Source organism: Aeromonas sp. HMWF014 (genome assembly GCF_963878295.1).
Taxonomy (GTDB): domain Bacteria; phylum Pseudomonadota; class Gammaproteobacteria; order Enterobacterales; family Aeromonadaceae; genus Aeromonas; species Aeromonas popoffii.
Genome location: NZ_CAWNYS010000088.1, coordinates 1 through 11,001 on the forward strand (window position 1 = coordinate 1; position 11,001 = coordinate 11,001).

Sequence of the window (11,001 nt, forward strand, 5' to 3'; positions counted from 1 at the left end):
CTCCTGCCCCGCCTCGTCGGAGCCCATCAACTCCAGCGCCATCCGATCGCTCGGCAGCGCCTGACAGTTGAGGGTTATGAGCGGCCCGGCGGCCCGTTCACTGCCAAAGTGGATCGCCTCCGCCAGCTGGGCCTTGCCCACCTCCTCCTCGCCGCGCAGCAGGATCGGCCCCTGACTCTGGGCCGCCTGCCGGGCATAGCGCAGCAGCTTGCGCATGGCGCTCGATTCCCCCACCAGCGCCGACAGCTCGGGCACCGTCTGGCGCAGCTGGTGAATGGCGCGCAGCCGGTCGACCGGGTGAAGCAGGGCGATGAAGCTGACCCCCTCCGGCCCCGGTAGCGGCTTGAGGCTCACCAGCGCATTGATAAATTCCCCCTCCTGAGCGCCGAGCCGCTCCAGCGTCACCTCCACATGACTGAGCGGCGTCTGCCCCTTGATGGCCAGCTGCAAACGCTGGGGCAGCAACAGGTGCTGCTCCAGCGGCTGACCGAGACAGAGCGCAGGATCGAGCCGCAGCCTGTGTGCCGCCAGCCCATTGAGGTAGCGCAATCGGCCCTGCGGATCCCAGGCCAGCACGCCGTCATCCATGCCATCGAGCAGGGCGTAAAGTTCGCTCAGGTGGTGCTGGGACTCCTGCATCAGGGTCTCCATCTGCAGCAGATGGGCCAGCTCGCGCCCGGCACTGACGGTGAGCGCCAGATCGCCGGCGCTCGCCGCCTCCACCTTGCAGATCAGGGCGATGATGGCGACCTGACGGCCATTGCTGTTGTAAACCGGGCTGGCGCAGCTGTGCCAGGGGTGGAGGGTCTGGTTGAAGTGCTGGGGGCCGCTGACGCAGAGCGGTAGCCCCTCCAGCGCCGCCAGATTGATGGCATTGGTGCCGATGCGCCCCTCGCTAAAAAAAGCGCCGAGGCCAAAGCCGAGCGCTGCCAGCTCGCGCAGGGTGTCGGGATGGCCGGTCTGGGCCAGCACACAGCCGCTCTCGTCGGTGAGCAGCAGGGCGCAGGGGCGCCCCTCCATAAATTCGTAGAGATCTTCGAGGGCCATCTCGCCGGTAGTGAGCAAGTCCCGCTTGCGCTGGCGCAGGCTCTGCAAGGTCTGCCCCTTGGCGCTGTGGGGCGGGTGCCAGAGGGTGGCGCTGGTCTGGTGGGCGCAGCGCAGCCAGGATGCCTGCAGATAGTCGGGCCAGGGCTGAAGGTGCTGAAGGTCAGATGGCATGGTCACAGCAATATCCGGCAAGATGTGAGCCGACCATTTAACCACGCCAGCGCCCCCGATTCAGTGACCTGCCTCAGAGGGTGGCAACCCTATCCTCTGCAAGGTCAGGTTCACACGCGAATTAGGCGACAAGGCCACCGGTGGTGGCGGCATTCACTGCATCACCCTTCACCAGCCCGCCTGACCCTTCCCTACCGACCGATAACCCGGGGCGTCGTTGCAACGCCCCGGGTTATTTATCCATGCCCATATTTATTAACCACAAGCCACTGGCCCGCTGCCATTCCGCATGTTGGCCCACTACGCCATATGGAGTGTCACCTCGATCACACTCCCGAGTTATTCAAATTGTTGAGATGGGATGGAGCTTTCCATTGCCCATCCAGAAGTGTATTTTTGCTCAGTAGCGAAAAGCAGAGCCAAAGGGGAATGTTTAGCGAGTACGTTCAGTATCAGAGGCTGGCTGGCAATGCTGTGATTTAAAATGACTTTTTCTCGGAAAACAGGGCGAACTGGCGTTATATGAAATGCTCTATTAACGGATTAGCACAGCCCTCAATCTAATCACAATTAGACTACTTTTACATGGGAGTAAATATTTTGTTCGAGAGCCAAGAAATCATATTTTTAAAACAAAACACTACAGAGTTCGTACCAGACCACTCTTTGACGTTAAATTATAAGAAAGGAAATTTAGACTGGTACGTTTCTGCTGGTCGACCTGGCTACCAAAATGATGGTGCTACACTCAACATAAATGAGGCGTTTACTTGTTTTTTTGGTGACTTATTCGAAGTTAGGCTTCTCGATGTGGACTACGATAGCGCTCGAATTTTATTGACAAAACTACCTTTATTAAAAGAAGCGGAAAGTATTTTTAATCAATCTCAATTTTTTAAAGGCAATAATACAGACTTTACTGAAAAAGAAGTTGTAATACTAAGAAAGCAAATGGATCTAATGAGAGATCGTATTGAAGATCTTGTTCAGCTCACAGAGATTCAGAAGGACTACTTAGAAAAGTCATTTGAAATGTTAAAGGAAAAATTAGATCAAGGAAGTAAAGAAGGGTGGCGACAAGCGGCTTATGGTGTTGTTACAAGTGTCGCATGTACCTTTGCTCCTGATATTACTTCAGCAAGAAACTTATTTGATATTTTTGGAACTTATATTACTTCAGCATCAAATTTCTTACTGACAAACAGTTAACGAATACCTCAAGAGGGACTGTTAACGCATGGCGTTTCCAGTCCCTTAGAGGGGCGTTAGTTTTTCAGCATTTGAAGAGGGCTTCATGGAATACGTCACTATCGGAAGTTTATTGGCTGCTTTAATGTCTATATTGGCAACGTTTTCTGTACAAAGATTAAGCAAAAAACATAGTGCACTAGAAGGAATCTTAAATCGTAATTATTCAACTACCTTGGCTGCATTGAACCATGCTTACTCTAAAGAAGCTCACGCGGCCAATCACCTCTATACACGAAAGGCCTCGCATTTAGAAAAGGCTGGACAGATTGTCGGAGATTTGAATTTTTGGGCCGAGAAATGTGTTGTGCCAAGAACTCGAGTTGATTTTGGTTCTAAACAAGAAATTGCTGACCGAATGTCACGAGCCTTTGAAGATCTTACTCAGCACACAATGCAGTTTCCTGTTGCATTTAAGAGAATTGAAGGCTTTCAAACGCACATGGGAAATTTAATGGCTTCGGTAAATTTCATCGAAAACATGGTGCACTCGCAAAATTTCAGTGCGGAATCAGACGCATGGAAAAATGCTGTATTGAGATTTATGAACGAGCTTTCGCCACTAACTAACGCCCTTCAAAACGAAATTGAAGTTTTGATGCAACAAACCTAACAATGCCTTCAAGAACGCTTTACTTCGTTCCGATGGGACAGGCTTACACTTCGCTCCAGCCCGTAGGTTCGATTAGCCGTAAGGCGTAATCGGACGTTCGCGTAAATGGGTTCTCCCGCGATAACGACCACTCTCATTTCCGCTCTGGCAGGTGCCGCTGACTCACAAAGACAACCGGGGCCGCGGCCTCTCGAACGTCCGATTACGCTTCGCTAATCGAACCTGCGTGGGACGGTAATATGTGGGATATACAGGTTGGCGCGGATCAGCCAATCCGACACGATCGCCATAATCACAAGCGTCAAAAACCAAAGAGCCGCCCGATGGGCGGCTCTTTGTATCAGCGATGGATGGCTGAATCATCTTGTTACTGAATCGTCACTCCGCCTTGGGCGGTTCAACAACAGCGGTGGCCGCCGGTTGGTCATTTTCCTTGATCCAGGCATCCAGCAGGGTGTAGCCCACCGCCAGCACCACGGGGCCGATAAACAGACCTATGATCCCCATCGCCAGCAGGCCGCCGATAACCCCCACCAGAATAAGGATCAGCGGCAGGTTGGCACCGCGCTTGATCAGGAAGGGGCGCAGGAAGTTGTCCATGGTGCCCGCAATCAGTGACCACACCAGCAGGAAGGTGCCCCAGGTGGTGTCGCCGCTCCAGTAGAGATAACCGACACAGGAGATCAGCACCGGGAAGGGGCCGATCTGGGCGACGATCAGCAGGAACATCACCACCACCAGCACCATGGCATAGGGGATGCCGGCAATCAGCAGGCCGATCCCGGCTACCGAAGATTGCACCAGGGCGGTGACCACCACCCCCATGGCCACGGCGCGGATCGCCTGGGAAGCGAGCACTGTGGCATTGTCACCGCGCTCCCCTGCCAGCCGGTGGGCGAAGCGGCGGATCCCGTCGGCTGCCTTCTCACCCGAGTGGTAGAGCACACCGCAGATACCGACCGTCAGCAGGAAATGGACGAACAGCAGGCCCAGATTGCCGGCCTGAGAGGCGAACCAGCGGGCGGTCTGGCCAAAATAGGGGGCCAGCTTGGCAAACAGCACCTGACCACCACTCGCCAGAATTTGCTGCCAGAACTCATAGAGCTTGTCGCCCACCAGCGGGATCTGTTGCAGCCAGAGCAGCTCCGGCGGCGGTGAGTGACTGATACTGGTGCCCAGCTCGATCAGCATGGGTGCCTTCTCTGTCACATTGGCCAGCGTCATAAAGAGCGGGATGACAAACATCAGCAGCAGCACCAGCGTCATGAACATGGCCGCCAGCGTCCGTTTGCCCCACAGCAGCCGCTGCATCATCAACATCAACGGCCAGGTGGCTATGGTGATCATGGTGGCCCACACCAGTGCGGGCAGGAAGGGGCGCAGCACCAAGAAGCACGAGATGATGAGGATGCTGAGAAACAGCACCCCCAGGGTTATCTTGGCCAAATCCACTTTTTTCATATTCATAACAATCCCTTGTCGGGGCCTGAGCCCTTGGGTAGCGAGTCGGAGTTCATGAGTGAGAGTATCCACCAGAGGCCGGCGCTCAACCAGAGCCCCAGGCAACAATAGAGTAGCCACTGGCCTAGCAGGATGAGCCAGGAGCTGGTCAGCCAGAATGGCAGTGCCCACAGCAAGGCCCCAAGGGGCAGGCTGCCGAGCAGGGTGATCGCCAGGGTGTGCCAGGGTTTTCGCCGCTCTCGCGGCAAGGGTAGTCGCATGCCCAGGGTCAGACCCAGGCTGAACATGGCCAGGCCTGCCAGTGCCGAGGATTGGCTCCACCAGGTGGCCAGTGCGCAGATGAAGGTGAGCCCGCCCCAGATCCATGGCCGGGCAGCCATGCCGGACAAACCGGGACTGATCGTCAGCATCAGGGCGCCCAGCACCAATCCCGCCGCCACATCCGACAGAAAGTGGACGCCGAGCCAGACCCGGGCCAATCCGGTCAGGGTTGCCAGCAGCAGGGCCAGCACGGCGCCGCGCCAAGGGTTGGCGGGCCAGTACCACCTGAGCAGCAGGCCCCAGAACAACAGCGCCGAGGCGGCGTGACCGCTCGGCATGCCAAAGCCCTGGGCGCTCCCTTGTGTCAGTGCGGGATCGAGATGGAAGGGTCTGGGCCAGCCGAGGCCCTCTTTGGCGACCTGGATCAGCAGGGTAAGGGTCAGCATGGCCAGCAACAGCTGACGCAGACGGGACCAGCCCAGCCAAGGCAGCAGCAAAGGTAGCAGGGCAAGCTGAAAGGCGGCTGAACCAAACAGATTGCTGGCATCCAGCCAGGGCGCCCTTGCCCCGATCCACTCCTGCAAGCGTTGTATCAGCGGGAGTTCCGCCCGGTGCAGTGCATTGCCTGCGCCGCTGAAATCTGGCAGCCACAGAACAGGGCTGTCGGGGATGTCAGCCAGTTGGGGGGCCAGCCAGTCGAGCTGCGTCGGAAAGCGGCGCTGCCCATCAGGCAGCCGGGATGGCTCTATCAGCCTGGCGTTGAGGATTTCGCCGCCCAGGTTGGGGGCTTGCAGCAGGGAGACGAAGCCTGAGCCTGTCTGCGCCCGGATGGGTTCCAGCGTCTGGCAGGCAAACAGGACGGCGCGCTGCCATGGTCCCAGCTCGGCGATGATCTGGCCTCGCAGACCTGTCTCTTCAAACAATTCGCGCAGCGCCGCCTGCCGGGGCGTCTCCCCTGCATCTATGTAACCGCCGGTCAGGCTGTAGCGGGAGGAGATCCTGTCCTGCACCAGCAGCAGCTGTTGCTGATGTTTGATCACGCAGACGGCAGCCGTGGGAGTGGCCGAGACCGGCAGTGTCAGCAGCAGGGCGCAGAGCAGTAAAAAGCAGGAGCGGAACATGGTGCCTGAGCGTTGGGGGGACTATGAGCGCAAGGGTCACAGAAATCAGATAGTGGGGCAATGGTTTCCTGCGTGGGTCCACCGGATGGCGGGTTGGGCACTGGCCTTGCCTGCGCACAAGGATTGCCCTGTGGTGAGGCAGTCCCTAGTATTGGCAGCTATGTTATTTTCATGCAGCAAACCTTGGGACCTTCCATGAAACAGTTTGGTTTTTTTCTGGGCATCGCCATCGGCGTCATTCTGATACTGTTCGGCAGCATCGTCATCTTCCAGGCCCTGCCCGCAGCCCTGGACGTGCTGGAGATGCCGAGCCGCATCCCGTTCGTGCGCGAGGTCTACACCTGGCTGATGACCAGCGCGAGCGGCCTCACCAGCCAGCTGGAGCAGAATTTCCTGGAGGCGTTCCAGACGGTACTCAAGCTGATACTGCTGATCACCTTCATGTGGGTCTGCGTCAAGCTGGTCAACATGGGCGTGCTGATCATCCGCGCCGGGGTGGATCTCATCCGCACCGCCATAGAGCACAGCGAAGGCGCCCAGACCAAGAAGTCCGATCACGACAGCGACTTCCAGTAAGCAGGCGATGTGATGAAGCAGGCCACCCCGGGGTGGCCTGCTTGCATTGTGCCTTTACTCGATCCGCGGCAGGTTATCTGCTGGCAGGGTCTGCACCACATCCTGATAGCGGGCGAGCAGCTGTTTGAACGCCTCCCCCTTTCTGACCTTGTCGAGCGCCTCTTGCAGGCGGGCGACCTGTTGTTTGTCGGCCGCCGGGTTGAAGGCAAAGCAGTTGTCCTGCTCCGCCAGAATCGCGATGGTGACAAAATTTTCGCTGGGAAAACCCATTTCTTTTGCCTGATGGCGCAACATCACCTCGTTGCCCGCCACCAGATCGGTACGGGCCATGATGAGCTGGCGTACCACCTGATCCATCCGCTCCACCGTCATCAGGTTGGCAGGGCTGATACCCCGGTTGAGCAGCAGTTGCTCTCCTACATCTGCTTGCATAACGCCGATCTGCAACTTGGCGAGATCGGCTTTGCTGCTGACGCTGGGTGCATCCGTCTTGCGGCCAACCAGCGCTACCCGCGAGTGGCTGATGGGGCAGACCCAGAGGAAGTGGGGGGCCCGCTCTTTGGTGTGGGCCGTGGTAAACAGCACGGCCTCTTTCTGCTGGGTCAGCAGATACCAGCCACGGGCCCAGGGCAGAAAGTGGATCGGTTGCTCCGGCTCACCCATTTCCAGCCACATCAGGCGCAGCAGCTCGACTGCCAGGCCAGTGGGCTGGCCGTTTTTATCCTGACCATTGATCGGCATGTTCTGCTCCGAATAGTAGATAAGTGCCGGAGCCGGGAGTGCGATAAACAGAACGAGAGAGGCGAGGACAGAGAGCAGATGGCGCATGATGCACTCCTTGTGCAGGTTGGTTACCTAACAGTCTATGTGGCCTTTGTCACAAGTTCATGGCCCGGTGGCGGGATAAAACAACAGGCCACCTTGCGGTGGCCTGTCGGTTTATTTAAGCAGGGCTTCCATCTCGTCTTCTGCCTTGGCCCGGGCTTTGGCTTCCGCCGCTCTGGCCGCATCGGCGATACTTTCGCCTGCCGTATGGGATGCCGCGCTGGCGCTGCTGACGGCCTGTTTGGCGGGAGCGGCAACGGCCTTGGTGGCCTCATGAGTCGCCGTTGTGGCAGCGCTGCTGACGGCCTGCTTGGCGGGAGCGGCAACGGCCTTGGCCGCTTCTTGCGTCACGGTCGCGGTAGTGCTGCTGACAGTCTGCTTGGCAGGCGTGGTAACGGCGGCTGTGGCACTCTTGGCTGCGTTGTTGACACCATTGGTCGCGGCCTGAGTGGCCTCTCCCGCAAGCTTGCTGGTGGTGCCACTGATCACTGTGCTCAGGGCGTTGCCGAGGGAGAAGGGGGCGGCGCCGGTCAGGGCATTGGCCGTCGGGATGACCTGACTGTCCGGGTTCTGCCAGCCCTGCATGGTCGTTGGCCAAAGCGGGGCTGTGTCCGCCAGGTTTTCGCCAAAGGCCTGGGTGGTGCCATCCCCTTTTTGCAGCAACACAGACAGCTGGTTAGTTTGCGAGTTCCACACCATGCCCGCCTGCTTGGCAACGTCCGGTACGGGGGCGTAGCGGGAGACCACGTAGAACAGCGGGCCCTCCTGCTGCAGCTCGTTGGCTGTCTTGAGCAACTGCATGGTGCTGTCGTAATTGGGGCCCAGAATGTCGGTCATCCGATCCTTGATCAGGGGTTGTTCAAACAGATTGACCTCGTTCGGGTCAAAGCCGACCAGCGGCTTGAGCAGGGCCCACATCAGTTGACTGGTAGGGCTCATCATCAAGAGGGGGGCGACGCAGGCGGACAGCGTCAGGCTCAGGCAGACAGCCTGAAGCAATGGCATGATACGCATTGGGATAATATCCAAATAACGATTTGATAGATAAGGTTATATTTTGTCTGGAAACGACAAATTCACCGGAAGTTTGCGCGTGGCAGCGAGAGCCTGCCCGCAGGCGCTGGCAGGCTACCATATTGGCTCCACAATGCCAGCAGGCAGTATGATGGCCAGTCAAGTAAACCCCGGGAGTGGTCGATCCATCGAGAGTACCCCACAACAAAACAGGATCTACCCATGAGAAAAATATTGCTCTGCCTGCTGGCCTCCTGCTGGTGTGTGCCGGCTTTGGCCGCCACCCACACCACTATCGCAGGGGAGAGAGCGAGCCCCAAGCTGGTGCTGCCGCTGGGGTCGTTGCCGGAGCGGGTCTGTTGGTATCAGGATCAGAAATATTCCCTGGGTGCCCGGATTAAACAGGGCGATAGCTGGCGGGAGTGCAGCCCGCAGAATGCGCAGGAGAGCAACGGGCCGCTGGCCTGGCGGGAACCTGAAAGGGCGTCGAATGTTGCCGATAATGCGGCCAGGAGCAGCACCATTACCGTGGGCCAGTGAGGCTTTTCTTGATCCAGCTAAAGACATGGACGTGACCTCTATCGCATAATGCGGCTCTTTTCCTCTCTTGGCTGGAACCTAAGAAATGGCTCGTCGCTCTTCCAATGCACAACGTCGTCGCAGTAGCTGGTGGTACAAACGCTTGTTGGCAAGGGAGCGGGAAGAGCGCGAAGCACGTTCCGTCCGGGATTGATACTGCATTGAAACACGGAGCCTCGTGCTCCGTTTTTGCGTTTATTACCCTTAGCTGCATCACAACGGGGGCCGAAAGGCCCCCGTTTTGCTTTTGCAGATGTTGCCTGCTTGCGATTTAGCGTTGCAGGGCGGCCAGTGCCAGTTCCACCCGCTTGGCGTACTCGGGGTCGGCCTGCTCGAAGTGTTTGAGCTGGGCCGCGATGATGGCGTCATCCTCCACATTGATGAGGGATCGCGCCAGGTTGGCGGCGAGCCGTGAACGCTGCCCCTCGTCCATGATGCGGAACAGCTTGCCCGGCTGGCTGTAGTAGTCGCTGTCGTAGTCGCGAAAATCGTAGTGCAGGGCGGCCCCTTCCAGACTCAGCGCCGGTTCGTGCTGCTCGCTCGGCTGCTGGGTACCGAAACGGTTCGGCTGATAGTTGGGGCTGGCGCCGCCATTGCTGTCTGCCCGCATGGCGCCATCACGGTGGGCGCCGTGATGGAACGGGCAGCGCGGGGCGTTGACCGGCAGCAGGCCGTGGTTGACGCCGAGGCGATAGCGCTGGGTGTCACCGTAAGAGAAGAGCCGCCCTTGCAGCATGCGATCCGGCGAGAAGCCGATGCCGGGCACCACGTTGGCCGGGGTGAACGCCGCCTGCTCCACGTGGGCGAAGTAGTTGTCCGGGTTCTGGTTAAGCTCCAGCATGCCGACCGGGATCAGCGGGTAGTCGCTGTGCGGCCACACCTTGGTGAGGTCGAACGGGTGGATCTGGTAAGTCTGGGCGTCGGCCTCCGGCATCACCTGCACATAGACCTTCCAGCGCGGGAAGTCACCCCGCTCGATGGCGTTGAACAGGTCGGCCTGGCTGGTCTCCCTATCCTGGCCGACGACATTGGCCGCCTCTTCATCGGTGTAGAAGCTGTGGCCCTGCTCGGTCTTGAAGTGGAACTTGACCCAGAAGCGTTCGTTCGCGTCGTTGATAAAGCTGAAGGTGTGGCTGCCGTAGCCGTTCATCTCCCGCAGGCTCTTGGGGATGCCGCGATCACTGAAGAGGATGGTGACCTGATGCAGGGATTCCGGATGGCGTGACCAGAAGTCCCAGGCGGCGGTGGCGCTGCGCAGGTTGGTGCGCGGATCCCGCTTCTGGGTGTGAATGAAGTCGGGGAATTTCAGCGGATCGCGGATGAAAAAGACCGGGGTGTTGTTGCCCACCAGATCCCAGTTGCCCTGCTCGGTGTAGAACTTGAGGGCGAAGCCGCGCACGTCCCGCTCGGCATCGGCGGCGCCCTTCTCACCAGCTACGGTAGAGAAGCGCAGGAAGACCGGGGTCTGCTTGCCGATGGCGTTGAACAGGTCGGCCTTGCTGAACTGGCTTATGTCGTGGGTCACGGTAAAGGTGCCGTAGGCGCCCGAGCCCTTGGCGTGAACCACCCGCTCCGGGATCCGTTCCCGATCGAAATGAGCCAACTTTTCCATCAACCAGATATCTTGCATCAGCACGGGGCCGCGCGGGCCGGCGGTGAGGCTGTTGTTGTTGTCGACGACGGGTGCGCCGTTGGCGCTGTGCAGTGTCTTGTCAGTCATGGCTTCTCTCCTTGTTGATATGGGGTCAGCCTACGGATCTGCGCAGTGATGGGCCAATGGGCTTTTCCTAGCCCTTTGATAGGCAAGACAAATGGGTGTGGGGGGATGTGTAACCGCGCCGGATATTGCATGATGGGGGTTTCGAGAAGGAGCCTCATATGCAGATTACTGTCCGTCATGCCGAACCTACCGATGCCCCCGCCTTGCGGGATCTCTACGCCATGCCCAATGCTCAGGCGGGCACCTTGCAACTGCCCTATCCGACACTGGGGCAGTGGCAACAGCGGTTGGAAAAAAGTGGTTTGGTGGCGCTGGTCGCCGAGGTAGAGGGGCAGCTGGTGGGCCAGATAGCATTGCATGTGGAG

At 58.5% G+C, this 11,001-nt stretch carries 10 protein-coding genes and 1 pseudogene; 5 read left to right on the forward strand and 6 right to left on the reverse strand.

Annotation, left to right across the window (positions count from 1 at the left end):
- Positions 1–1,218 (reverse strand): dihydroxyacetone kinase operon transcriptional regulator DhaR (gene dhaR, locus AAC083_RS03495; RefSeq protein WP_108535814.1); only part of this gene is annotated, 1,218 nt, incomplete at its 3' end.
- A gap of 600 nt (positions 1,219–1,818) precedes the next feature.
- Here dhaR and AAC083_RS03500 point away from each other — a divergent pair.
- Together AAC083_RS03500 and AAC083_RS03505 are read left to right on the forward strand one after the other, a co-directional pair.
- On the forward strand, positions 1,819–2,427 hold the full coding sequence (locus AAC083_RS03500; RefSeq protein ID WP_146181562.1) for a hypothetical protein: 609 nt from the start codon (positions 1,819–1,821) through the stop codon (positions 2,425–2,427).
- 85 nt (positions 2,428–2,512) lie between these two features.
- Entirely contained in the window at positions 2,513–3,079 is a 567-nt protein-coding gene (locus tag AAC083_RS03505) for a hypothetical protein (protein ID WP_146181563.1), read from the forward strand.
- A 378-nt stretch (positions 3,080–3,457) separates the two neighbouring features.
- Here the strand turns inward: AAC083_RS03505 and ydiK are convergent, their stop codons facing one another.
- A complete protein-coding gene (gene ydiK / locus AAC083_RS03510) occupies positions 3,458–4,546 on the reverse strand; it encodes an AI-2E family transporter YdiK (protein WP_181364631.1) in 1,089 nt (362 codons plus the stop codon).
- Entirely contained in the window at positions 4,543–5,922 is a 1,380-nt protein-coding gene (locus AAC083_RS03515) for a phosphatase PAP2 family protein (protein ID WP_108535809.1), read from the reverse strand. The genes ydiK and AAC083_RS03515 overlap by 4 nt, the downstream gene beginning before the upstream one ends.
- Before the next feature lie 195 nt (positions 5,923–6,117).
- Between AAC083_RS03515 and AAC083_RS03520 the strand changes: the two genes are divergently transcribed.
- Positions 6,118–6,498 carry a hypothetical protein gene (locus AAC083_RS03520; protein ID WP_042039252.1) on the forward strand — a complete coding sequence of 127 codons (381 nt, stop codon included), beginning with the start codon at positions 6,118–6,120 and terminating at the stop codon, positions 6,496–6,498.
- A gap of 54 nt (positions 6,499–6,552) precedes the next feature.
- Here AAC083_RS03520 and AAC083_RS03525 read toward each other — a convergent pair whose 3' ends face one another.
- Complete coding sequence (locus AAC083_RS03525) at positions 6,553–7,326, reverse strand: substrate-binding periplasmic protein (protein WP_108535810.1); 774 nt, start codon at positions 7,324–7,326, stop codon at positions 6,553–6,555.
- 111 nt (positions 7,327–7,437) lie between these two features.
- Positions 7,438–8,337, reverse strand: a complete 900-nt coding sequence (locus tag AAC083_RS03530) for a hypothetical protein (RefSeq protein WP_108535811.1) — start codon at positions 8,335–8,337, stop codon at positions 7,438–7,440.
- A gap of 222 nt (positions 8,338–8,559) precedes the next feature.
- Between AAC083_RS03530 and AAC083_RS03535 the strand changes: the two genes are divergently transcribed.
- Positions 8,560–8,877, forward strand: coding sequence for a YnjH family protein (locus AAC083_RS03535; protein ID WP_108535812.1), 318 nt, complete (start codon positions 8,560–8,562; stop codon positions 8,875–8,877).
- A 310-nt stretch (positions 8,878–9,187) separates the two neighbouring features.
- Here the strand turns inward: AAC083_RS03535 and AAC083_RS03540 are convergent, their stop codons facing one another.
- The gene (locus AAC083_RS03540; RefSeq protein ID WP_108535813.1) at positions 9,188–10,636 is read right to left on the reverse strand and encodes a catalase; all 1,449 of its coding nucleotides are present in this window, start codon (positions 10,634–10,636) and stop codon (positions 9,188–9,190) included.
- 158 nt (positions 10,637–10,794) lie between these two features.
- Between AAC083_RS03540 and AAC083_RS03545 the strand changes: the two are divergent.
- Positions 10,795–11,001, forward strand: a pseudogene (locus AAC083_RS03545) (GNAT family N-acetyltransferase); the annotation flags it as partial.

Coding starts and splice junctions, on each gene's coding strand:
- AAC083_RS03520 (WP_042039252.1), top strand. CDS start 6,118: ATGAAACAGTTTGGTTTTTTTCTGGGCATCGCCATCGGCGTCATTCTG.
- AAC083_RS03505 (WP_146181563.1), top strand. CDS start 2,513: ATGGAATACGTCACTATCGGAAGTTTATTGGCTGCTTTAATGTCTATA.
- AAC083_RS03540 (WP_108535813.1), bottom strand. CDS start 10,636: ATGACTGACAAGACACTGCACAGCGCCAACGGCGCACCCGTCGTCGAC.
- ydiK (WP_181364631.1), bottom strand. CDS start 4,546: ATGAATATGAAAAAAGTGGATTTGGCCAAGATAACCCTGGGGGTGCTG.
- AAC083_RS03530 (WP_108535811.1), bottom strand. CDS start 8,337: ATGCGTATCATGCCATTGCTTCAGGCTGTCTGCCTGAGCCTGACGCTG.
- AAC083_RS03535 (WP_108535812.1), top strand. CDS start 8,560: ATGAGAAAAATATTGCTCTGCCTGCTGGCCTCCTGCTGGTGTGTGCCG.
- AAC083_RS03515 (WP_108535809.1), bottom strand. CDS start 5,922: ATGTTCCGCTCCTGCTTTTTACTGCTCTGCGCCCTGCTGCTGACACTG.
- AAC083_RS03525 (WP_108535810.1), bottom strand. CDS start 7,326: ATGCGCCATCTGCTCTCTGTCCTCGCCTCTCTCGTTCTGTTTATCGCA.